Source organism: Microbacterium allomyrinae (assembly GCF_020682705.1).
Lineage (GTDB): Bacteria > Actinomycetota > Actinomycetes > Actinomycetales > Microbacteriaceae > Microbacterium > Microbacterium allomyrinae.
This window is the reverse complement of record NZ_JAGTTN010000002.1, coordinates 161,195-183,530: the sequence shown is the minus strand read 5'-3', so window position 1 is coordinate 183,530 and position 22,336 is coordinate 161,195. Positions and strand designations below refer to the sequence as shown.

The following is a 22,336-nucleotide window of genomic DNA, read 5'->3' as shown; positions in this document are numbered from 1 at the left end:
CACCAGGGTACGCCCCGGCGCGCCGGAGGCGACAGCCCCGGCGAACGCCCGAGCCGGCCGCGCTCTCGACGGACGTAGGGACCCGGCCGCGCCGCTATTGCGCGGCCGCGCGGACTGCGATGCGAGTGTCCAGCTCCGCCCACAGCTCATCCACCTGGCGGAGGGTCTCGTCGAGTTCGCCGGAGGTGTCGATCACGACGTCGGCGATCGCGAGGCGCACATCGTCCGGCGCCTGCGATGCGATGCGAGCAGCGGCATCCCTCTCGTTCATGCCGCGGAGCTCGACCAGGCGGCGCATACGCACCTCCGCCGGCGCGTGCGCGACGATGACGAGGGCCCATGGATCGTCCGCGCGCGCCTCGACGAGAAGTGGCACGTCGTACACCACCACCGCCGCGGGATCGTCTGCGAAGGCCGCCGCGAACCTGCGGGCCGATTCCGCACGCACGGCGGGATGCACGATCGCGTTCAGCCGCGCGACGGCGGCGTCGTCGCCGAAGACCCGCCCTCCGAGCGCGGCCCGATCCAGTGCGCCGCCGGCCATCAGCATCCCGTCGCCGAACTCGGCCGCGATCGCGGCCAGCACCGGCGATCCCGGCTGCTGCACCTCTCGGACGATCTGATCCGCATCGACCACCGCGGCACCGTGCGCGGCGAGACGACGGGCGATCGTGGATTTGCCGGAGGCGATGCCGCCGGTGAGCGCGACGAGAGGCATGGATCGAGCATGCCACGCGAGGGCACGCTGCCAGGCCGTCACGAAGACTGGGCAGTTCTTGAGGCCGCGCTGAGGCCGCCTTGAGCAGCCGGCGATAGCGTCGGGCTACCCGAAACAGACGGAACCGCGGGAGCGGCTCTGGGGAAGGGCAGACATGTTCGGCGGACGTGACGAAGTGACGTCGGCCGAAAGCCTGCCCTACCGCCTGCATCGTGCCACCGGCCGGTGCGGAAGGTTCCGTCAGGGCACGGAGGAGAGGCGACAGCGGGGGCGACCGCCGCTCCGATCCGTCCCACGGGGGCGAGCGCACTGCGAGGCGTGGGGATGTCCCTCGCAGTACGCGCGGCCCTTTCGTTCCGGCGGGGCGTGCGGCACCGGGTTCCTGGGGGGACCGGGCCGCCGCCTCACCGGGGCAGGCTGCGGGCACGACAGCATCGCACGGCGCGTCTGATGCTCGAGGCCGATCGTACGTTCCGAACCGCGTTCTGGGATATCCTGACCGACGTCCAGGAGCCCGCCGTCGACTCACCGGCTCCGGAAGGTGCATCGGTGGAAGAAACGCGCGTCGCCGTGGTGATCGAAGATGAGGAAGACATCCGGTCACTGCTCTCTGCCGTGCTGTCGCAGGCGGGATTCGACGTGCACGGCGCGGCCAACGGCTCCGAGGGGCTCGATCTCGTGCTCGAGCACCAGCCGCTCGTGACGACGCTCGACGTCAATATGCCCGGTATGGACGGTTTCGAGACGGCGAAGCGCATCCGCGCGGTCAGCTCGACGTACATCGTGATGCTGAGCGCCCGCACCGAGGAGATCGACGCACTGCAAGGCCTCGAGGCCGGCGCCGACGACTACGTCGCGAAGCCGTTCCGGCCCCGCGAACTGCGGGCGCGGATCGATGCGATGCTGCGACGGCCGCGACACCATGTCGCCGCGACCACCACGGCCGACGAGAGCGCCCGACAGGACGCCGCGTGGCTCGAGCATCACGGGCTGCGCCTGAACGTGCACACGCGCATCGTCACCGTCGACGACGCCGACACCGACCTGACGCGCAGCGAGTTCGACATCCTCGCCGACCTGCTGGCCGCGGGTCGCCGAGTGCGCGCGAAGTCCGATCTCGCCCTCATGCTGCGCGGCGAGCAGCACACCGGGATCGAGTTCGTCACCGACAGCGACTCCCGCGCGATCGAGGTGCACGTGGCGAATCTCCGCCGCAAGCTCGGCGAGTCGCCCGCTCAGCCGCGCTGGATCGAGACCGTGCGCGGAGTCGGATACCGACTCACCGCGTGACGGCGGATTCCGCTACTCGGCGTCACCCATCAGAACCGATGTCTCCACGCTCGTCGCGGCGCGACTCGCCGCCTCCCGGGCGACGCGGATGAGCTCCCCCGGCTCGTAGCCCGCGGCGTCGCTCAGCGAGACCCCGACTCCGACGACGGGTATCACTCCCCCGCCGACACGGCCGAGATCGTCGAACAGTCCCCGGTAGATGGTCCCGGCCTGACGGCGCGCTTCCTGCGCGGAGGCGACGACCACCGCGACGACCAGTCCGGTCGGCCCGTCCTCCGCGACGGTCGCGTTCGTCGGCGCGTGACGTCGGACACCGGTTCGCCATGCCTCGGTCACCGCTCCGGCGACTTCGCTGCCGAACGCCGTGGAGATCTGCTCGAGGTCGTCGATGCGCACCGCCGTGACCGCAACGATCTCGGAGCGCCATGCGGCCCGGGCCGATAGGTCCCTCAGCAGCCGTGAGAAGGACGGCGCGTCGAGGATGCCGTCCGACGCGCCCGACGCGCTGGCCGGTCGGAGGTGACCGCGCATCGGAGCGCGCGTCGCGCGCAGGACCGAGGTGATCACGACGGCGACGATCGTCAGCATGACGGTGAGGAAGCTCGTGCTGATTGTTCCGAACCCGGCCTGGAACAATGGGCTCTCCGGTCCGGAGGTGACGAAGACCGCTGTGCGCAAGACGTAGTACAGCGACTGGAATCCCAGCACGGCGCCCAGCACCAGGGCCGTCCGCGATTCTCGCAGCGCGCCGCGGAGACACTCCACGGCGCCCGCACCGGCGAACACGACCAGGGCGACGAACATCCACACCGCACCTGCCCAGTCGCCGCCGTCCTCACCCTGCACGACCACAGACATCGCCGCCGCGATCACCGCCGCGATCACGCCGAGCGATGCCCACGTCATCCGCCGGCCGTTGAAGCGGCGGCAGCCGAGCCACATGCATCCGGTGCCGGCGACGAATGCGGCATTGCCGACGGTGATCGCCCACCAGGCGTCTCCGGGCTGCGCCCAGATCATGTAGGCGAGCGTCGTCAGCATCGCGGCGAGGAAGCCCACCGCCCAGATGCGGCCGGCGCCTTCGTCGCGCCGCAGCAACGTTTCGATGATGAACAGGATGCCGCTGATGTTGACGACCAGCGCCGTCATCACCAGGACACTGGCGAGGTCGAGGGTCATGTCGGTGTCCTCTCGCCGGCGACGGCCGGCAGCTTGACGACGAAGGTGGTGCCGACCCCGGGCGCGCTGTGCAGCCCGATCTCGCCGCCGTGCGCGCGCACGATGTCGCGGGTGATGGCCAGGCCCAGCCCGGTTCCCGCACGACGCTCGGCACCCGCTTTGTAGTACCGCTGGAAGAGCCGCGACCGATCGGCATCCGAGATTCCGACGCCCGTGTCTCGCACGAGCACCCAGCTCCACAAGCCATCGGTCGTCGTGCCCACGAACACCGTGCCGCCGTCCTTGTTGTACGCGATCGCGTTCGAGACCAGGTTGTCGACCACCTGGCGAAGCCGAAGGGGATCGGCCCACACGGGTGCGGGTTCGAGTCCGGTCGTGTCGATGGTGATCGCGCGCATGCCGGCGCGCGGTACCGCCGACTCGGCGGCGGATCGCACGACGTCCTGCGCATCGACGAGCTGAGGGGTCAGCGATGCTTCGATCGACGAGGACGATGAGCTCGAGGCCGCCAGGATATCGGCGACGATCCGCAGCAGACGCTCGGCGTTGCGCTCGGCGATGTCGAGGTTCGCGCGGACCGCCTCGGGGATCTCGGGGTTCTCGATCGCGAGGTCCAGGTAGCCCAGGATCGACGTGAGCGGCGTGCGCAGCTCGTGCGACACGGACGCGACGAGGTCGTCACGGGCGCGCAGGGCGTTGAGCTCTACGGTGATATCGCGCGACACGACGACCGCGCCGGCATCTTCGCCGTCGGGGTCGGTGAGGCGCCGCGCCGTGATCGTCAGAGCGCGACGCTCCTCGGGATCGTCTCCGAACCACACGACCTGATCATCGAACGCCTCGCCGCGGCGGGCGCGCTCCACGGGAAGCTCGTCGGGCGGCAACCGGGTCGTGCCGTCGTCGCGGAATGCAGCCTGAGCAGAATCGTCGGGCTCTTGCGCCTGCTGCAGACGGCCATGTGCATCGTTCGTGACGGCCACACGACCGTCGGGATCGATGCGCACGATCCCGAAGTCGACCGCGTCGAGCACCTCCGTCACCACCTGCTCCTGTCGTCGCGTACGCGCCAGAACGCTGCGCAGCAACTGCGACTGCTTCGCGAGCAGCATGCGCTGCGCGTCGGAACGGCGGCTGTTGAGATGGCTGGTCGCCGCGACCGCGAAGAGCACGAGCGGAAGCAGCAGAGTCTGGTAGGTCAGCTCCTCGTCACTCAGCGCGTTCAGAACGCTGATGATCCCGGCGATCGCGAAGATGACGCCGAGCAGGCCCACCAGGCCGAACCCTCCCGCGATCCAGGTCGTCGGGAAGATCCACAGGAGCCCCAGCGCCGAGGTCGGCGCCGCGACCTGCATCATCGTGATCGCGACGATGTCGAGTGCGGGCACGACCGCGACCCAGCCGTAGGGAATCGTGTTCCACGGCACCACGAAGGTCGCCCCGGTCACCACGATCACGAGGACGACCCCGGCGAAGAACAGCACGAGATCGCCTCGGAAGGATCCCAGCGCCACCAGCACGCCGAGCACGAAGACGACGGATGCCAGCAGCAGCTGATTCAACGTGGCGGTGCGATCCCGCGTGCGATCGGCGAGGTCCTGCGCGTGCCAGCCCGTTCCGGATCGACCGCGCGGCACGACGCGCGGGCTCGATCGATCCTCCCTCGCGGCGGTCATACCGTGACGGTAACGGATGCCGCGGCCCCCGCGCGCGGGCCGCGCCGCGTCGCCGGCGCCGGCAGAGCCGGGTCCGCCCGTCGCAGGCTCCCGTCTCAACCCCGCAGAGCGATCGCTTCGCTCATCCACCGCGCGTGCCGCGACCAGGGATCGTCGATCCCCGCAGCCACCGTCGCGATGTGCGCGCGCAGGGCGTCGGACAGCCGGAACCACTCCGTGCGCTCGTACCGATCCGCCGCGAACTGCACGTGCCGTCGCTGCTCCAGCGCGCGATCGCCGCGTTCGAACGCCATGACCTCGTCGTGCCAGATCGCGCCGAAGCGCTGCCGCGGATTCGCGGTCGTTCCGATCTTCACGCGATCCGCGTAGCGCAGGTAGTAGACGACATCGACACGGGGCGGCGGCAGCTCGTCATCGGGGATGTCGCCGTGACGCCACTCGCACACGGCGCACAGCCAGCCCGAGCGATGCCGCACGCCGAGCCTCGAGCCGCAGAGCACGCACGGGGACGGCAGCACGTCGCTCGCCCCGTACTCGGCCTCGCACCAGTCTCCCGCCGCTGCCAGATGTCGCTCGCACAGCATCACCGGAGCATCCCGCGGCACCTGGCCGCGGCATCCGTCATCGTCTACGAGGCAGCGGACGTCATCGGGCACCCCGCGAGACTACGCCGCCCCTCCCCCAACAACGGCGAAAGGGCCGCCACACACGGATTGCTCCGTGGTGACGGCCCTTTCGGATGACGGCTCAGACGAGCCGGTCGATCATTGCCGGATCAGCGGCCCGACAGCTTCTCGCGGAGAGCCGCGAGAGCCTCGTCGTCAGCCAGCGTGCCCGCGGGGCCGCTGTCGGACGAGTACGAGCTCGAGCTCGAGCCGGTCTCGACGGGCGCTGCAGCCTCGGCCTCGAGGGCCTTGAGGACGGCGGCCTTGTGCGCCTCCCAGCGAGCGTGGGCAGCGGCGTACTCCTGCTCCCACTTCTCGCGCTGCTCGTCGAATCCTTCGAGCCAGGCGTTCGTCTCGGGGTCGAATCCCTCGGGGTACTTGTACTCCCCGTTCTCGTCGTACTCCGTGACCATGCCGTAGAGGGCGGGGTCGAACTCGGTGCCGGTGGGGTCGACCGACTCGTTCGCCTGCTTCAGCGAGAGCGAGATGCGGCGACGCTCGAGGTCGATGTCGATGATCTTGACGAAGACCTCTTCGCCGACCGACACGACCTGCTCGGCGAGCTCGACGTGCTTGCCCGACAACTCCGAGATGTGCACGAGGCCCTCGATGCCGTCCGCGACGCGCACGAACGCACCGAACGGAACGAGCTTGGTGACCTTGCCCGGTGCAACCTGGCCGATGGCGTGGGTACGGGCGAAGACCTGCCACGGGTCCTCTTGCGTCGCCTTGAGCGAGAGCGACACGCGCTCGCGATCCAGGTCGACCTCGAGGATCTCGACGGTGACTTCCTGACCGACCTCGACGACCTCGGAGGCGTGCTCGATGTGCTTCCACGAGAGCTCGGAGACGTGCACGAGGCCGTCCACGCCGCCCAGGTCGACGAACGCACCGAAGTTGACGATCGACGAGACGGTGCCCTTGCGGACCTGGCCCTTGTGGAGGTTGTTGAGGAACGTGGTGCGCGACTCGGACTGCGTCTGCTCGAGCAGGGCGCGGCGCGAGAGCACGACGTTGTTGCGGTTCTTGTCGAGCTCGAGGATCTTCGCCTCGATCTCCTGGCCGAGGTACGGCGTCAGGTCGCGGACGCGGCGCAGCTCGATGAGCGATGCCGGCAGGAAGCCGCGGAGGCCGATGTCGACGATGAGGCCACCCTTGACGACCTCGATCACGGAACCGGTGACGACACCGTCGTTCTCCTTGATCTTCTCGACGTCGCCCCACGCGCGCTCGTACTGCGCACGCTTCTTGGACAGGATGAGGCGGCCTTCCTTGTCCTCCTTCTGGAGAACAAGAGCCTCGACCTCGTCGCCGACCTTGACGACCTCGTTGGGGTCGACATCGTGCTTGATGGAGAGCTCGCGTGAGGGGATGACACCCTCGGTCTTGTAGCCGACGTCGAGGAGCACCTCGTCGCGGTCGATCTTCACGACGGTTCCTTCGATGAGGTCGCCGTCGTTGAAGAACTTGAGGGTCAGTTCGACCGCTGCCAGGAAGTCCTCGGCAGATCCGATGTCGTTGATCGCGACCTGCTTGGTGGCCGGGGCGGTCGTTGCGGTAGTCATGTAGTGGGTTGTCCTTGTTGGGTTTGGGGTATCGGGCCCCGGCGTTTCGTGGCGGTCCCCCCGCGCGAGCGCGAACGGATGCCTCGAGCCGAAGCGAAGCGGATTTGTTGCCGTGCGATGTCACCCGCCCTGGTGAGGTTCTGGATACCGGTGCGAAACCGGGAGCCAGGCGTGCCGAAACGGCCACACGAGTGACACCCAAGGCTATCAGAACGCGGGGGTCAACCGCGATGTTCCGTATCGCCCGCCCGATCGGGCTCGGCGCGGGTGAAACAGCACCTCTTCAGCGGGGCAGATCGATCGGGGCGGTGGTCGTGCGATCGGGATCGAATGACGCCGGAGCAGGGCTCGTCTCGCCGCGCCGCAGCCGATCCAGATGCTCGTCCTCGCGCCGTTGCGCGTCGGCGAGCCAGCCCCATCCGTCGGTGTCGCCTTCGGGGCGTTCCGGGCGATTACCGGGCGCCGGCAGCGGTGGTGCGGGGCGGGGCGGCACCACCGGAGCCTGCGTCTGCGGATCGACACGACCCCGAAGACCGGCCTGCTGGATGACGCGCTGGATCGTGAGCCCCCGCGCGTCCGGGTCTCCGACGAAGCGGATCTCACGCAGACCCTGAGCCTGCGCGGCGGACTCGAAAACGAAGTGGCCGTATCCGAAGATCCGGCCGATGATCGGCGTGTGCACCGAGATGTCGAGGATGCGCGCGAGCGGCATCGTCGCGATGCTCTGCGAGAGGATGCCGTGCACCCGGAACACGCGCATGTTCGTGATGACGAACCGGTCGGTGTGCTGCTCGAGGATGCGCCACGCCGCATGGAGCACGACTCCCCCGCCGACGAGCGCCGGCACCCACCACACCAGCGGAGGGACGAAGAACGACGGCAGCAGCACGATGGCCCCCGCGAACAGTTCGAGCACTGCGGCGACGATCGCCGCCCAGTGCTTGCGAACCTCGTCGATCACCACTTCGCCGTGATCGACGATGAGGTGCTTCTCGATCCGCGGATCGAACACACTCACCCGCTGGCGAGGGTCGTGAAGAACTGGGCGACGGCGGCGCCGGCGCCCCACACCGCTCCGATCGCGCCTTGCACGGCGTTGGCCGCATCCTGCGGGCGGGTGACGAGATAGAACACCGCGAACGCGATGACGAGCCCGATGACGATGCGCTTGACCAGCTTCATGGTGTGTGGGGGGTCCTTTTCGAGTCGACGGCGGGAGCGATCCCCCCAGAGCGCAACTCCTGCAGTTCTACCCCCGCAGCCAGCGTCGACCGGTCAGGCGCGCGGCGAGTCGCCTGGTCCGGTCCGTCTCCCGCACTGCCGCCGGTCGACGAGGACCGATCAGGGCCTCAGGAGCACCTTGGTCGCACGCCGCTCGTCCATCGCGGCGTACGCCTCCGCGGCATCCGTCAGCGGCAGTTCGAGATCGAAGACCAGACCGGGCCGGATCGCCCCCGAGCGCACATCGGGAAGGAGCTCCTCGATGTATCCGCGTACCGGCGCGACACCGCCGTTCACGCCCACGTTGCGGCTGAACATCGTCCTGACCGGCAGCTCGGGCCCACCATTGGGGACGCCCACGAAGCCGACCATCCCGCCCGGACGCGCTGATCGCAGTGCCTGATCCATCGATTCCTTGGTGCCGACGCACTCCAGCACGCGATCGGCGCCGAGCCCTCCGGTGAGCGCTCGCACCCGCTCGACACCCTCGTCGCCCCGCTCCTCGACGACATGGGTGGCACCGAACTCGCGGGCGAGCGCCTGGCGCTGCGGATGCCGCGACATCGCGATGATCGTCGTCGCTCCGAGTCGCTTCGCCGCGATGATGGCGCAGAGCCCGACAGCACCGTCACCGACGACCGCGACCGTGTCTCCGCGGGCGACCCCGGCCGACACGGCGGCGTGGTGCCCGGTGCCCATCACGTCGCTCAGCGTCAGCAGCCCGGGGATCTCGTCGTCCGAGACGGGACCGGGGACGACCGCGAGGGTGCCGTCGGCGAGCGGCACACGCACGCGCTCCCCCTGCCCGCCGTCGGCGAAGGCACCGGCACGGTCGTCGCTGCCCCACCAGCCGCCCGCGAGGCATGAGGTGCTGACGCCGTTCCGGCAGTTCGCACATGTTCCGTCGCACACGTAGAACGGCGCGATCACGAAGTCGCCGGGGCGCACGAGCGCCACCTCGGGCCCCGCCTCTTCGACGACGCCGACGAACTCGTGGCCGATGCGATGCGGGCGATCGGTCGGGGTCACGCCTCGGTAGGGCCAGAGGTCCGATCCGCAGACGCATGCGGCGACCACGCGGACGATCGCGTCGGCGCCTGTCGAGAGGACCGGGTCGGGGACTTCTTCGACGCGGATGTCACGGGCGGCGTGGATGACGGTGGCGAGCATGGGTCGAGCCTATGACTCGACGGTCGGGTCCCGCCGGTTCGGCGCCGTCTCAGCGCGCGATCGCGTGGCCGATGAACTCGTCGCCGCTGCCGAATCGGATCGTGCGGCCGATCGTGGTGTCGTCGGCGATCGTGGCGACCACGACGGTGGCGACATCGGCCCGAGGAACCGCCCCGCTCCCGTCGGGATCCACCTCGATGCGGCCGGTGGGTGCGTCGAGGGTGAGCGTGCCCGGAGCGAGGATCGTCCAGTCCAGGTCGCTGTCCGCGAGGTGCGCGTCGGCAGCCCATTTGGCGTCGGCATAGGCGAAGAACGACGACTCCGGGTCGACACCGTGGTCGGCGCGAGAGCCGATCCACGACACCATGACGTAGCGCTCGACGTCCGCGGCGGCCGCGGCGTCCATCGAGCGGATCGCCGCATCGCGGTCCACCGCATAAGTGCGCGAGGTATCGCCGCCGCCGGCGCCCGCCGTCCACACCACGATGTCGTTGCCGCTCACGAGGTTGGTCAGCTGGGCGAGGTCGAACCGCTCGACGTCGGCCACGAGCGGCTGAGCGCCCGTCGCGGCGACATCCGCTTCGTGCTCTCGATTGCGGATCACCGCGGTGACCGTGTGGCCGGCCGCGACCAGGAGCGGCTCGAGAAGAAGGGCGATCCTGCCGTGACCGCCGAAGATGAGGATGCGTGCCATGGTGTTCCTTTCGTCGCGTCCCTCCACGCTACGCGTGACGGGTGAACGCCTGGTTCGGGCCTAGCCGACGAGCGCGGCGATACCGGCGACGACGGATGCCGCAGCCAGCGTCAGCGCGACCGCGATGAGCACGATGTGCACCGTGAGGAATCGGGTGGCACGACCGTTCGCGTCGCGCGCACGGGGGTCTTTCGCGACCCGGCGGTAGAACGTCGGCCACACGAGGACGTTGAATGCGGCGTTGAGGAACAGGAGCACGGCGAGGAGCGTCGTCACCCCGCAAGCCTACGCAGGCACAAGGCCCGCGACCGACCGCGCAGCGCCTGGCGGAGCGGGCGGGGCACCCGTAGCGTGAGCTGCATGACCGATGCGCTCGACCTCGCAGCCCTCGGCGGATCGCTGGATGTGCGCGCCCGTGAGAGCGGCATGAGCGGCGTCGTCTCGATCGACGCCGACGGCGTCCAGGTGTTCTCGTCGGCGTACGGCCTCGCCGATCGGGCGCACGGCATCCCGAACGACGTCGGCACGATGTTCGCCATGGCGAGCGCGAGCAAGGCGTTCACCGCGCTCGCGGCGATGTCGCTGATCGGCGACAGCGTGATCGCTCTCGACACACCGGTGCGCGACATCCTGGGTGCGGATCTGCCGCTGGTGGACGACGCGGTGACGGTCGAGCACCTCCTGACCCACACCTCGGGGATCGGCGACTATCTCGATGAGGAAGCGGACTGGGAGGTCGAGGACTACGTCCTGACGGTGCCGGTCCATGAGCTCGCCCAGACCGAGGCGTTCGTGCGCGCCGTCGACGGGCAACCGCAGAAGTCGCCGCCCGGCGAGCGATTCGCATACAACAACGGCGGCTACATCGTGTTGGCGATCGCGCTGGAGCGAGTGTCGGGAATGCCGTTCCACGACGTGGTCGCGCAACGCGTCCTCACCCCCGCAGGGCTGACCCGCACCGGATTCCTGCGTCTGGACGAGCTGCCCGGTGATGCCGCGATCGGCTACCTGGCCGACGACCCGCAGTCGCTCCGGACGAACGTGCTGCACCTGCCGGTGCGCGGCAACGGCGACGGCGGCGCGTTCTCCGACGCTGCGGGCCTGAGCCGCTTCTGGCGCGCCCTCGCGGACGGCCTGGTGCTTCCTGACGAGGTGATCGCCGAGATGTGGCGCCCTCGCGTGTTCGTGGAATCTGAGCGCCTTCGCTACGGCATGGGGTTCTGGCTCGACGCGGAGGGCCCGGGGATCGTGCTCGAGGGGTACGACGCCGGGGTGTCGATCCGTACGCGCTTCGATCCCGAGACGCGGGCGACGGTGACGATCGTGTCGAACTCGTCCGAGGGGGCGTGGGACGTCATCCGCACCTTCGTCGAGCACCTCGCCCGACCTTAGGCGGCGAGCGCCGCTCGGTCGCCCATGATCGCGCGCACCGCTTCGCGTCCGGCACGATTGGCGCCCACCGTGGACTGCGACGGGCCGTACCCGATGAGGAAGAGACGGGGCTCGTCGATCGACCGGCCGTTCGCCACACGGATGCCGCCGTCCGGCGTCCGGAGGCGGAGCGCAGCGAGGTGGTCGAGAGCAGGGCGGAACCCGGTGGCCCACAGGATCACGTCGGCGGCCTCGAACGACCCGTCCGGCATGCGGACCCCGCCCACTTCGATCGCGGAGAACATCGGATGCCGCACCAGTACACCCCGCGCCTCGGCGGCTCGCGCCCACGGAGTCCAGTGCATGCCGGTGACCGAGATGACGCTGCCGGGCGGCAGGCCGCGCCGCACGCGATCCTCGACGCCGGCGATCGCGGCGACCCGCTTCGCGATGTCGAAGTCCTCGTCGATCCACTCCGGCTCACGGCGCGTCACCCAGAATGTGTCGGCGACGTGCGAGATCTCATCGAGCAGCTGCACCGCCGAGATGCCCGCCCCGACGATCACGACGCGCTTGCCGGCGAACTCTTCGGCCGAGACGTAGTCGGCGACGTGGAGCTGACGGCCGCCGAAGCGCGCTTGACCGGGATAGCGGGGCCAGAACGGCCGTGTCCAGGTTCCTGTGGCGTTGATGACGTAGCGCGCCGCCCACGCCCCGCGATCCGTTTCGATGATCAGTCGCCCGAGCGGATCGTCGTCGGCGCGGCGCACGGTGGACACCGTGACCGGTCGCACGACGGCGAGACCGAAGCGGTCCTCATAGTCCGCGAAGTACGGGGGAAGGATGTCGCGGCTCGCGGCGGAGGGATCGGCCGGCGGCACGGCGAATCCCGGGAGCTCGTGGATGCCGTTCACGGTCGCCATGCGCAGCGATGGCCACCGGTGCTGCCACGCTCCCCCGGCATCCGCGTTCGCATCGAGCACCACGAACGACGGGTCGACGCGGTCGGTGGCGTCCGGGTGGCCGAGTGGCACGAATCCGCGGCGGCGCAGGTGGTACGCGGCCGACAGCCCCGCCTGCCCGGCACCGATCACGACCACGTCGACGTCGATGGCTGCGGGTTCCATGCCTGACGCAACGTCGGTCATCGCTCGGCGATTCCCGGGCAGCGCCCAGCGCACCGGCCGGCACTCGCCTCGGTGGGATCGTCCCGGCCGGCCGTGCCCGGATGTCGCGCCTGCGGACGCGACATCCCGGTCCACGTCAGTTCAGGGTGCGGGTGCCCGCCGGGATGGCGCCGTCGCGGTACAGGTCTGCGGCCACATCCTGCAGCGCGGTCAGGGCGACCCGCTGCGTCATCGGCCCGTACGAGACGCGGGCGACGCCGAGGGCCTCGTACTCGGCGGCGGTCAGGGCTCCGGGAAGACCGATGACGCTGAGCTTGCGCGGGCCGATGCCCTCGACCAGCGCACGGGTCACGTCGGCGTTGAGTGCACCGGGCACGAAGACGAGGTCGGCACCGGCCGCGAGGTACGCGCGGCCGCGCTCGATCGCGTCGGCGAGCGATTCCTCGGCCGGGCGTCCGCCGGCGCGCACGAACGCGTCGGTCCGGGCGTTGAGCACGAATGGCACCCCCTCGGCCGCTCCGGCGGCGACGATGGCTTCGACCGCAGCGACGGCATCGCCCAGGGGACGCAGGCGATCCTCGACGTTCGCGCCGACCACGCCCTTGCCGATCGCGCGGCGCACGGTCTCTCCCGCATCGCCGAATCCGGCGTCGAGGTCGGCGCTGACCGGAAGATCGCCGACCGCCTCGACGATGCGCCCCACCATGTCGAGCATCAGCTCGAGCGGGATGTTCTCGCCGTCGGCGTAGCCGAAGGTCGCCGCGATGGAATGGCCGGCGGTGGCGATGGCGCGAGTCTCGGGCAGCGCTGCGATCGTCTTCGCCGACACCGCATCCCACACGTTCACCACCCGCAGGATCTCGGGCGCCGCGTGCAGCCGCGCAAGGGTCTGTGCCTTCTCTGCCTGGGTCGTCATGGTTCCACGCTATCGGCGCGCGGGCGTCTGCGGGCCGGCCGCCGAGCTACTGGACGATCCCGTCGAGGTACCACCAGCGCTCGCTCTGCCGCACGAACCGGCTGCGCTCGTGGAGCTCGCCACGGTCGCGACCGTAGCGCCAGCGCGCATGGAACTCGACGGCGCCGCGCGCGTCGCCGTCGCCGCCGTCGACGACATCGACGATCTCAAGTCCGCTCCAGCGCTGTCCCGGGTCGAGCGACAGATCGTCCGGTCGCGTGCCCGGATGCCACGTCTCGGACAGGTAGCGGGCGTCGCCCACGACGAACGCCGTGTACCGCGAGCGCATGAGCCGCTCGGCCGTCGGGGCCGGGTATCCCCGCAGCAGGGGGCGACAGCATCCGTCGAATCGCTCCCCGCTGCCGCACGGACACGCGGCACTTTCGTCGACACGGGGGAATCCGTCGCTCGCGGCGCCCGATGCCGCCGCGCCGAACGACACGTCAGACCCCGGCCTTCTCGGCGCAGGCCACGCAGCGGGTCGCGAACGGACGAACGCGCAGACGAGCGATGGGGATGCCTCGACCGCAGTCGATGCACACTCCGTACCTGCCCGCCTCCCACCGGCGCACCGCATCGTCGATCTCTGCGATCTCGCGGCGATCCGCCGCCTGAAGCCCGACCGCCCGTGCCCATTCCGCGGAGAGCGTCACGCCCTCGGGATCGTGCTCGTCGTCCGCCACATCGGTTCCACGGTCGGCGCGCAGCTGGGCGATGGTCTCGTCGATCGCGGCGAGACGCTGGACCGCCTCGGTCCGGAGTTCATCGAGGAGGGCGCGCAACTCGGTGCGGTGGGCGGCGGTGGTCATCGCCCCGAGGATACGACCGATCCGGCCCGCCCGCACTCGCGTACGTCAGTGCGAGACATGGACGGTGAAGGTGACGTCCTCGATGCCCCCGTCGGTGTTCGACAGCACAACGGTGGTGGTGCCCACCGACAGCCCCTCGATACCCGGGTTGTAGAGCGTCCCGCTCTCGTCGCGGCCCGCGATGAAGCGGGCGACGGCGGGATCGGCCACGACACCGGTGTAGCTCACGACCGCCAGGTCTCCGGTGTCGATGCTGAGCAACTGCCCGACGGCGAGGCCCACTCTCGCGCCCTGCAGTTCGTCCACGTTGGCCTTGACGGGAGGGAAGCCGGATCCGGCGGGTGCCGCGCACGCCGACAGTGCCAGCACAGCACCTGCCACACCCAGAACGAGCAGCCGCTTCGCGATACCCATGGGCACATGATGGCAGGCGGCGGACGTGGCTGCCAGCGTGGCGCGAGCAACATGGCGGACAGAGCGGGGAATGGGCCTCGGCATGGGGCGAAAATGGGGTCGGACCATAGGTTCCTCCCAGGTCGCGATGACAGGGTGAAGAGGAACTCGCGGGGTCGCCGAAGCGTCTCCAGGCCTCGATTCCGCGCGATTCTCCCGCACGGCGAAGCGTCGCCGGGGACCACTCCTCGTGCCCGACCCCCGGGGGCACGAGGGGCGGTCTCACCGACCCGCCCGGAGCCGGCGATCTGCGACCCCCCGCGCGATCGCCGGCTTCTTCCGCTGCTGCGTCCGGGTGTGGATAACTCGGATGCCGCCTGTGCCGCCCCGGTACGTTGGTGCGGGTGAGAGGACCTCTGGCATACGCGCTCGGCATCGCGGCGCTCGTGATCGCGCTGAGCGCGTGCGCCCCGGCTGCGCCCGACCCGACGCCGACTCCGACCGCCGCCTTCGGTACCGAGGAAGAGGCTTTCGCCGCCGCCGAGGCCACGTACCGTGCGTATGTCGATGCGCTGAACGCACGCCGGGCCGATCCATCCGCATTGCCCGACCCGATGGACTTCCTAATCGGCGACGCACTTGAGGCGGAAATCGATACACATCAGCTCCTCACCCAGTCACATGTGATGATCGTTGGGCCGAGTCGTCTCGCATCTTTTCACGGTGAGTCCACATCGAGTGAGTACACCGAGGTTGTCGCCGTGGTTTGCCTCGATTCAACTGAAGCGCGCGTCATTGATGAATCTGGCGCGGATGTAACGCCTGCCGATCGTGAACCGACGATCGCTCTTGAGTCGACGTTCCTCAAGACCGACTCTGAGTTGCTTATTTCCAAGAGCGCTGTGGCCGAGGGTAAACAGTGCTGACGTCGGTCGCGTTGTCCGTCTTGCTCACCGTCTCAACAGCTTCTGTTCCCATTAGCGCAGTCGGCGGTTGCAGCGCGACCGCAGCTGCAGCCGGCCTGTGCGTGACGACCGACGAGGCGGAAGTCACGATTTTTGGAAACCGCTCCGATGGCGGGGCATGGACGCCGGGAACCCACGGCGGGGATGACCAAGGTCCGAACTCGATCACCGCCCCCGATCCCGCCCCCACGCCGGTGCCGGAGGACTGCGGTCCGCTCAATCGCTGCATCGAGTACAGCGTCGTCTCGTTCCCCGATGTGACTCTCGACGACCTCGCCTCATTCCGTCCGGCCACGCCGACGCTTTCGGGTGAGCCGGCCGGGTTCGGCCTGGTGGGGATGCCGGCGAATCTCGTGGCCGCGGCATCCGAGCAGCACCTGGCGGGCGTCGTACTCGGCTGGGACGTCACCGTGCGCTTCGTGCCGGTCGCGTTCGTGTTCGATCACGGCGACGGCACGTCTTGGCGCAGTGCGACGGGCGGCGCCGCATGGGCGGCACTCGGGCAGGCGCAGTTCACGCCCACCACCACGAGCCACGCGTACCGTTCGCGCGGAAGCTTCGAGGCGGCCGTCACGGTCGAGTACGCGGCATCTGCGGCTTTACAGTTGTCCGTGTGAGCCAAATCCCACTTCGAGCGGCCATCTATGCACGTCTGTCTACGGCCCAGAACGACAAGGGCAATGCCGAGCCGAGCGACAGCATCGAGACCCAGCTAGCCGACCTCCGAAAGATGCTCTCTGCGAACGGCTACGAGGCCGCTGGGGAGTTCGTGGACGACGGCATGTCAGGGTACTCCGGTAAGACCCGACCGGCCTTCACACGGCTCTTGAGCGCGATGGATGACGGGGAAGTTGACATCATCCTTGCCCGTCATCAGGACCGCCTGACGCGCAACGAGGAAGAGGCAACCATCCTGCGCGTGGGCAGTGTGAAGAAGAAAGTTACATGGCAGTTCGCTAGCGGCATGACCGTGGACCCGTCAACCGCCGAGGGTGGACTTCTGGCCAAGATTCTCGATGCCATCGCTCAGTTCGAATCTCAAGTGAAGAGTGAGCGCATCCGGCGCGAGTTCGAACGCATGAGGACAGAAGGTGAGTTTCCCGCTCCAGCGAACACCTTCGGCTATGACGGCTTCGAGATTGTCGAGTGGGAGGCAGACCACATCCGCGCCGCGTACGTCCATATGGACGAAGGCAAATCCATCTCCAGCCTCGTGAAGCTCTGGAACGAACTCCAGATTCCCCAGCGCAAGGGAGGCAAGAAGGGATGGACCCATGCACACATCCGGGCGATTCTCCTGCGACCCCGAAACGCTGGGCTGGTGGCCGACAAGGAGGGGCATCTGATTGAAGGCGTCTACGGCTCCTGGACGCCCATTGTGGATGAAGAACTCTGGAGGCGCGTAACGCACACCATCGGCTCCGGAACGTCCTTCAGTCCTGGCTTCAAACCCACTCACATGTCTACGGCTTCCGCCATCTGTGGCAAGTGTGGCTTCAAGACGAAAAGCAACACTTCCCAGGACAAGACCGGCAATATCAAGATTCTCAACTGTGCCAACCCTCAGCGGAACGGCGAACGTCACCCATCAGGACACGTCGCAGAAGTGGATGCCCTGATTCGGAAGGCCGTTATCGATGCCTTCGCCTATGGCACTACCAAAGAGTTGGGAGACGGTACGGCAGATGTCCTCTCAGTCCAGGCTCAGGTGAAAGAGCTTCAAGCCAGACGAGGTGAGTTCATCGCCCTCAGAAACTCTGGGGCCATCACTGCGGCTGAATTGAAGAAGGTGCTGGACAAAAGTAACGAACCTCTTGCAAAGCTCCAGGCGAAGCTAGAAGGCGCTAGAACGCGCTCTGCGTCCGCCCACATGCTTGTGGACCTCCGAGCCGGTTTCATCGACCCAGTAACGCACGTAGCCTCATTCGAAGGCATGGCTGAGCTTCAGAAGGAACTAGCTTCTCGATTTGACGCACTGCCGCTGGAGCAACGGCGGCATTTGGCCCGGACTTACGTACAAGTTCGCCTATTGGGCGGGAAGAATCGGGAGTACGAGGTATCACACCTTAAGGTGCTGTCACTCAATCCAGAATCCGAAGAGGCCTGGGCATAGAGGCCGGACTAGCTCACCGGCAGAAAGTGCCCTCCAATGCCGGAACCGGCCAGGGCGTCGGCGTCTTGCTCGCCGTAGGCGACTAGAGCCATCGCGAAGGGCGCGCCTGGTGAGGGGCTACCATCCGCTTTCAGGAATCGCACTCGGTTACGAAGCACGAGGATTGCCGCCGCGACTGTCCACACGGAGTCCTCCCAGACGTCAGTATCGGTCCAAAGGGGGAGGAGGGCTGTTCCGTGCCCGTGCTCTGCCATCCGGGCGACAAACGCTCTGTGGGGCTCTGCACGGGAGAATGGCGGATTGAGCCAGACCCGGCCATGCCAAGGGTCCTGTAGGCCATCATCCCCATTCTCAAGAATCAGCGTTCGAGCGGCCAACTCATGCCCGGGTGCTCCGCACGGGTCTAGGTCAAACTCGCCCAGAGCCTGAACTAGAGGCTTCGGCGTTAGCCATCGGTCAGTGACCACACGTTGCTTCTTCGGGGTCTTGGCGGTCTGGATTGCATCCGCCACCTGTGACAGCGGGAGGGCGTAGGGTGCCGTCTTCGCACCTGCGGACGCCCTGAGCCTGTAGAGGCCGTAGGCGGGCGCTGAGGGCGTCCTGACGGGATTCCGCTCCAGCAAGTAGCCGCGTGCCTTGGCGGCACGGCGTAGGCGATTCTCTAGGGCTTTATCCGGGGCACTCAGCACGTACTGGAGCGTACTGGAGCGAAGGGAATCAGACGGCTTTGGTCAGCCGGTAGACAGTCGCCGCGCTCATGCCCAGCGTGCGGGCAATCTCGGGCACGCTCTCCCCTGAGTTGCGGAGAGCTTGAGCCTTGCGAGCTTTGGCGTTGTCAGTCTTGGGGCGTCCCCCCACGCGGCCCTGAGCCTTCGCGGCGGCAAGTCCTGCCGTCGTGCGCTCAGAGATGAACGCGCGCTCCATCTCGGCGAAGATGGCCAGCATTTGGAGCATGGCCCTGCCGGTCGGCGTAGAGGAGTTGAGGCCATCGCTAATGGACTCTACGAAGATGCCGCGCTCAGTGAGGTCTGCAAGCAACTGGGCAACGTGTGCTGTGCTGCGCCCGATTCTGTCGAGCTTGTAGACCACGATGGTGTCTCCCGGCTCAGCATCTGCCTGAAGGGCATCGAGTCCGGGGCGGGAAGTCTTGGACCCGCTCACGCCATGGTCAACGTATCGATTCCGCTTCAGCACCTTTGCGCCGTCGAGGGCGTCGTGCTGGAGGGTTTCGTCTTGCTTGCCCGTCGAGACGCGAACGTATCCGAGCCGGGTGCCTGTCGCGGTTGCCATGCGTCTAGTCTCTCAACAACTCGCACATTTATGCAAGTCATTAACGCTTGGGTTTTGATAGACCCATTCGGCGTACTGGAACGTACTGGAAGGGGCATCGGCGCTCTCTCAAGGGAGCATCGTTTTTGAGAGAGAACATCGCCCCTTCGCGGAGACCCAAGGAGAGGCGCGAAGGGGCGATGTGGGGGCTGAGCGAGTAGGGGGCGCTCAGCGGTCTAGGTCGCGTGCAAGACGCGCGAGGCGGGAAACTTCGGGGTCGGCGTCATCGACTCGGGTGAGTCGTTTTACCTCGGGGTCGTCGGCGTCGAAGATTCTTGCCACGTCCTCATCGGTCCATTCGGGCGCGACGTAGGCGTTCGCGGCGTCACGCTCGATTTGGCGCATGTCGGCAACGACGGCACGTAGTCGCGCATCATCAGCCGGTGTGCTCTTTCGAGGGGCACGCCAGGACGTGTCATCGTTCATTTTCGTCTCCAAGCTGGGCGAGAACTTCCATCGCGTGATTCAGAATTTCGTGGTCGTTGTCGGAAGCGGCGATTCGGCCTGAGTCGAGGTCGGCCACGACGGCGACGAGAGCGACGAGAGCGACGTTTGCCGAGTTCATCTTCTAGAAACCGTTCCGCGCCGGGTAAATCTGGGCTGGCTGGGTTGGGTTCAGGGCCGCACCGTAATCGCGGTAGACCGCCTTCAGTGCGAGTGCGCGGTCGCCGGGGTCCGACACTGCAAGCGCCTGCTCACGTGCCGCGACACCCAGGCGATACAAATAGCCTTCATCGTCATCACCGATGACGATGCCCTCCGGCGTTGGCCCAGCACCAAAGCGCTGTTGCCCCCATCGGGTCACCTGTTGTTCGGGGGTCAAATCCAACCAAGATTCGCCGTTGCGGTCGAGCGTTTCGGCGTACAGTTCGGGCGTGACTTCGAACTCTTCGCCACGTCGGAGAACTCGCCCCGTCGCCGTGCCGGTCGGGGTCGCCGGGATTCCCGGGACGGTGAGCCCGGAGGCCCTCACGTGGTAGATGCCGGTCGCTGGCTTAGTCATGATTGGTTCCTGTTCTGGCGGCTGAGTGCCGCCGCTAGGTCAGTGAGGTTGTCGTGCTTCTTCAGGCGGTCGATTAGTGCTCGCGCATACTGCGGCTCATCGCGGGCATACTCTGCGAGAACCTGCACAAGCTCGTGTGAGGCCTGGTACACCTCTGTCGCCGATGTGTCAGTGATTCCGAGTTCGTCAACCAGTCGCGCGAGAACATCGGTCTCGGCCTTGATTGCCCTCGCCTGGTGAATCGGGGACCCCGAGACGCGAGAACGGCGACGAGCTTCCTGGGCGTGGTCGGCGGCTTCGAGAAGCCGGGTGATGACGACGTAAGCCGACGGTTCGTCGTCCACAAACTTGGCTAGCTCGCTCTTAACGAGAAGGGCATATCTTCCGACACTGGCGAGTGACAGCCCCATGTGCCGTGCGATTTCCGAGTAAGGCACACCATCGGCCAACATCTCGTTGATGCGCGCGACTTGCGGGTGTGTCGTCACCGTCGATTGTCTGGCCATGGTCTGTTTCCTTTGAAGATTTGCGGATTCTCGCGACTCTTTGTTGGGCTGGGGTGTACCCCGCGAGAATCCCCCCAGTAGGAATCAGAAAGCCCTTGGGTAAGGATTCCCTTTTGCCTTTCCAATTCCGTACTTTCTACTATCGCGCACTGAGCGAGATAGTGACGAGATTTCGAGAAGATTCTGAGAAGATTCTGGACGATAGTGAAAGGCGGACGTATAAGTACGTCAGCGGAATCGGAATCCCGCGTCACCCTAGGTGAGGCCAGGCGGTTTAGCGATTTCCATGTTTCCGCACCGCCTGGCCTCGTCCTTCTCGATTCCGAAATAGAGAAGGCAAAGCAAACATGGAGTACGACAATGGCCCAATACAAGAAGCCAACACGCAAGGCCCAGAAGATTCTTGCCCCTGGGGCACTCAGCCACTCTGAGTTCAGATGGTTCGTCCTGCACTTCCCTACATTGGCCCTGAAGCGGGCTGGTGTATCCCGTCCGTCCTTCGTGGCCGTGGGCATGACCCTGGCACAGTTCGGCGACTACGAGACCGGTACGAGGGTGAATCCAAGCAAGAAGGCCCTCCACCGGCTCACGGGTGCTCACCATGAGACCATCACTAAGGTGTTGGACGTTCTGAAGACCAACGGAGCCATTGAGGTGGTCGAGCTTCACCAGGGGAGGAACGGAGGTCAGCCTTCGGAAGTCTTCGAGTTCCGTCGCTCACCAGAAGTGGAAAAGGTATTGTCCAAGCGAGATGCAGAAGGATGGACCGAAAGAGCAAGTGCTACTGGAGAACCGGGTAGTGCTACTGGAGAACCGGGTAGTGCTACTGGAGAACCGGGTAGTGCTACTGGAGAACACAATAGGAATCTCAGTAATGTAATGAATGATAAGAATCGCTCAGTCGCTGACGCTCCATCGCCCGCGTCGTCAGACGCGGATTCTTCAAAGAAGAATTCTCTCAGAGCAGATGAGATTCATTTGATGATGGACACCCAAGAAGAAGACTCTTCATGGTTAGATACTAAAGATTTGGATGCGCTGTTGGCCGACCTCTAACAATAGTTCGGTATGGCCCCGTTGCCATTTTCATGAATTGTCTTTGAGCCTTCTTCTTTCGCGCCACGCGCTCATTCGTGCAATCTGGAACTCTCGACACGGCACGCATCGACATTTGTGCACCACGTAACAGCTTGAAGTACGCTCATGTCGATGCTCGGGCGGACAGCGGTGCGAGCGGTTCGTCTCGCGTCCTTCCGCCATCTCGGGCCGTCTCTCAGGCCGGATGATGTCCGGCCGCGACGGCGTCGTCCACGTCACGACGACGGGGCGATGTACCGGTTCGCGAAGGGGTACCGGTGCGTACGTTGAGCCGGACGTGCGGGCGTGCTGGCGCGTGGTCACATGGTCGCCAACATGGCGAGCCGAGTACGCGGCGCGCAGTTCGTACTCGGCGCGGTAGTCGGCATCCTGCACCGCGATGGCGCGTGCTTCCTCCGCACGCGCCATGTACACAAGTCGGCGAAGTTCGGCAGGGTCGTGGATGAGTGCGGCTCGCGCAATCAGTTCACGTTGCCGCGGACGGGGTAGCCG

26 protein-coding genes are annotated in these 22,336 nt (G+C 67.0%); 6 read left to right on the top strand and 20 right to left on the bottom strand.

What is annotated here, in order from left to right; all coding sequences use genetic code 11:
• Nucleotides 1-94 precede the first annotated feature (94 nt).
• Entirely contained in the window at nucleotides 95-718 is a 624-nt protein-coding gene (gene coaE / locus KEC57_RS07190; protein ID WP_229383894.1) for a dephospho-CoA kinase, read from the bottom strand.
• A gap of 549 nt (nucleotides 719-1,267) precedes the next feature.
• Between coaE and KEC57_RS07185 the strand changes: the two genes are divergently transcribed.
• On the top strand, nucleotides 1,268-2,008 hold the full coding sequence (locus tag KEC57_RS07185) for a response regulator transcription factor (RefSeq protein ID WP_229383893.1): 741 nt from the start codon (nucleotides 1,268-1,270) through the stop codon (nucleotides 2,006-2,008).
• 12 nt (nucleotides 2,009-2,020) lie between these two features.
• Here the strand turns inward: KEC57_RS07185 and KEC57_RS07180 are convergent, their stop codons facing one another.
• The 9 genes from KEC57_RS07180 to KEC57_RS07140 form a co-directional block, all read right to left on the bottom strand.
• Nucleotides 2,021-3,187 (bottom strand): hypothetical protein, encoded by a 1,167-nt coding sequence (locus KEC57_RS07180; protein WP_229383892.1) that lies wholly within the window; start codon nucleotides 3,185-3,187, stop codon nucleotides 2,021-2,023.
• Nucleotides 3,184-4,860, bottom strand: a complete 1,677-nt coding sequence (locus KEC57_RS07175; RefSeq protein ID WP_229383891.1) for a sensor histidine kinase — start codon at nucleotides 4,858-4,860, stop codon at nucleotides 3,184-3,186. Before KEC57_RS07175 ends, KEC57_RS07180 begins: the two co-directional genes overlap by 4 nt.
• 95 nt (nucleotides 4,861-4,955) lie before the next feature.
• Complete coding sequence (locus KEC57_RS07170) at nucleotides 4,956-5,444, bottom strand: GIY-YIG nuclease family protein (protein ID WP_229384402.1); 489 nt, start codon at nucleotides 5,442-5,444, stop codon at nucleotides 4,956-4,958.
• A gap of 191 nt (nucleotides 5,445-5,635) precedes the next feature.
• Nucleotides 5,636-7,090: a 30S ribosomal protein S1 gene (gene rpsA, locus KEC57_RS07165; RefSeq protein ID WP_229383890.1), complete on the bottom strand. Its 1,455-nt coding sequence runs from the start codon at nucleotides 7,088-7,090 to the stop codon at nucleotides 5,636-5,638.
• A gap of 283 nt (nucleotides 7,091-7,373) precedes the next feature.
• Nucleotides 7,374-8,108, bottom strand: coding sequence for a PH domain-containing protein (locus KEC57_RS07160; protein ID WP_229383889.1), 735 nt, complete (start codon nucleotides 8,106-8,108; stop codon nucleotides 7,374-7,376).
• Nucleotides 8,105-8,272 (bottom strand): hypothetical protein, encoded by a 168-nt coding sequence (locus tag KEC57_RS07155; RefSeq protein ID WP_229383888.1) that lies wholly within the window; start codon nucleotides 8,270-8,272, stop codon nucleotides 8,105-8,107. The genes KEC57_RS07160 and KEC57_RS07155 overlap by 4 nt, the downstream gene beginning before the upstream one ends.
• Before the next feature lie 159 nt (nucleotides 8,273-8,431).
• A complete protein-coding gene (locus tag KEC57_RS07150; protein WP_229383887.1) occupies nucleotides 8,432-9,481 on the bottom strand; it encodes a zinc-dependent alcohol dehydrogenase family protein in 1,050 nt (349 codons plus the stop codon).
• A gap of 49 nt (nucleotides 9,482-9,530) precedes the next feature.
• Nucleotides 9,531-10,175, bottom strand: a complete 645-nt coding sequence (locus tag KEC57_RS07145) for an SDR family oxidoreductase (RefSeq protein ID WP_229383886.1) — start codon at nucleotides 10,173-10,175, stop codon at nucleotides 9,531-9,533.
• Nucleotides 10,176-10,235: 60 nt separating this feature from the next.
• A complete protein-coding gene (locus KEC57_RS07140; RefSeq protein ID WP_229383885.1) occupies nucleotides 10,236-10,451 on the bottom strand; it encodes an SCO4848 family membrane protein in 216 nt (71 codons plus the stop codon).
• An 84-nt stretch (nucleotides 10,452-10,535) separates the two neighbouring features.
• Here KEC57_RS07140 and KEC57_RS07135 point away from each other — a divergent pair, with 84 nt between their 5' ends.
• A complete protein-coding gene (locus KEC57_RS07135) occupies nucleotides 10,536-11,567 on the top strand; it encodes a serine hydrolase domain-containing protein (protein WP_229383884.1) in 1,032 nt (343 codons plus the stop codon).
• On the opposite strand, the gene KEC57_RS07130 is transcribed toward KEC57_RS07135, so the two are convergent.
• The 5 genes from KEC57_RS07130 to KEC57_RS07110 form a co-directional block, all read right to left on the bottom strand.
• Nucleotides 11,564-12,673 carry an NAD(P)-binding domain-containing protein gene (locus tag KEC57_RS07130; RefSeq protein ID WP_229383883.1) on the bottom strand — a complete coding sequence of 370 codons (1,110 nt, stop codon included), beginning with the start codon at nucleotides 12,671-12,673 and terminating at the stop codon, nucleotides 11,564-11,566. The genes KEC57_RS07135 and KEC57_RS07130 overlap by 4 nt on opposite strands.
• 136 nt (nucleotides 12,674-12,809) lie before the next feature.
• Nucleotides 12,810-13,589, bottom strand: a complete 780-nt coding sequence (locus KEC57_RS07125; RefSeq protein ID WP_229383882.1) for an isocitrate lyase/PEP mutase family protein — start codon at nucleotides 13,587-13,589, stop codon at nucleotides 12,810-12,812.
• 46 nt (nucleotides 13,590-13,635) lie between these two features.
• The gene (locus tag KEC57_RS07120) at nucleotides 13,636-14,070 is read right to left on the bottom strand and encodes a YchJ family protein (protein ID WP_229383881.1); all 435 of its coding nucleotides are present in this window, start codon (nucleotides 14,068-14,070) and stop codon (nucleotides 13,636-13,638) included.
• Between the two features lies 1 nt (nucleotide 14,071).
• Nucleotides 14,072-14,437, bottom strand: coding sequence for a TraR/DksA family transcriptional regulator (locus KEC57_RS07115; RefSeq protein WP_229383880.1), 366 nt, complete (start codon nucleotides 14,435-14,437; stop codon nucleotides 14,072-14,074).
• Between the two features lie 45 nt (nucleotides 14,438-14,482).
• Nucleotides 14,483-14,851: a hypothetical protein gene (locus KEC57_RS07110; protein ID WP_229383879.1), complete on the bottom strand. Its 369-nt coding sequence runs from the start codon at nucleotides 14,849-14,851 to the stop codon at nucleotides 14,483-14,485.
• A gap of 383 nt (nucleotides 14,852-15,234) precedes the next feature.
• Here KEC57_RS07110 and KEC57_RS07105 point away from each other — a divergent pair, with 383 nt between their 5' ends.
• From KEC57_RS07105 to KEC57_RS07095, 3 genes are all read left to right on the top strand, one after another.
• Nucleotides 15,235-15,756 (top strand): hypothetical protein, encoded by a 522-nt coding sequence (locus KEC57_RS07105; RefSeq protein ID WP_229383878.1) that lies wholly within the window; start codon nucleotides 15,235-15,237, stop codon nucleotides 15,754-15,756.
• Between the two features lie 101 nt (nucleotides 15,757-15,857).
• Nucleotides 15,858-16,412 (top strand): hypothetical protein, encoded by a 555-nt coding sequence (locus tag KEC57_RS19085; protein ID WP_229383877.1) that lies wholly within the window; start codon nucleotides 15,858-15,860, stop codon nucleotides 16,410-16,412.
• Nucleotides 16,409-17,908, top strand: a complete 1,500-nt coding sequence (locus KEC57_RS07095) for a recombinase family protein (RefSeq protein ID WP_229383876.1) — start codon at nucleotides 16,409-16,411, stop codon at nucleotides 17,906-17,908. The genes KEC57_RS19085 and KEC57_RS07095 overlap by 4 nt, the downstream gene beginning before the upstream one ends.
• Nucleotides 17,909-17,916: 8 nt before the next feature.
• Here the strand turns inward: KEC57_RS07095 and KEC57_RS19170 are convergent, their stop codons facing one another.
• The 5 genes from KEC57_RS19170 to KEC57_RS07075 form a co-directional block, all read right to left on the bottom strand.
• A complete protein-coding gene (locus KEC57_RS19170) occupies nucleotides 17,917-18,375 on the bottom strand; it encodes a DNA N-6-adenine-methyltransferase (protein WP_372457007.1) in 459 nt (152 codons plus the stop codon).
• Nucleotides 18,376-18,625: 250 nt separating this feature from the next.
• Nucleotides 18,626-19,198, bottom strand: coding sequence for a recombinase family protein (locus tag KEC57_RS07090; protein ID WP_229383875.1), 573 nt, complete (start codon nucleotides 19,196-19,198; stop codon nucleotides 18,626-18,628).
• 207 nt (nucleotides 19,199-19,405) lie between these two features.
• Nucleotides 19,406-19,663, bottom strand: a complete 258-nt coding sequence (locus KEC57_RS07085) for a hypothetical protein (RefSeq protein ID WP_229383874.1) — start codon at nucleotides 19,661-19,663, stop codon at nucleotides 19,406-19,408.
• 142 nt (nucleotides 19,664-19,805) lie between these two features.
• The gene (locus KEC57_RS07080) at nucleotides 19,806-20,240 is read right to left on the bottom strand and encodes a hypothetical protein (RefSeq protein WP_229383873.1); all 435 of its coding nucleotides are present in this window, start codon (nucleotides 20,238-20,240) and stop codon (nucleotides 19,806-19,808) included.
• Nucleotides 20,237-20,746, bottom strand: coding sequence for a helix-turn-helix domain-containing protein (locus tag KEC57_RS07075; RefSeq protein WP_229383872.1), 510 nt, complete (start codon nucleotides 20,744-20,746; stop codon nucleotides 20,237-20,239). The genes KEC57_RS07080 and KEC57_RS07075 overlap by 4 nt, the downstream gene beginning before the upstream one ends.
• A 360-nt stretch (nucleotides 20,747-21,106) precedes the next feature.
• On the opposite strand from KEC57_RS07075, the gene KEC57_RS07070 reads away from it, so the two are divergent.
• On the top strand, nucleotides 21,107-21,802 hold the full coding sequence (locus KEC57_RS07070; RefSeq protein WP_229383871.1) for a hypothetical protein: 696 nt from the start codon (nucleotides 21,107-21,109) through the stop codon (nucleotides 21,800-21,802).
• Nucleotides 21,803-22,336 lie beyond the last annotated feature (534 nt).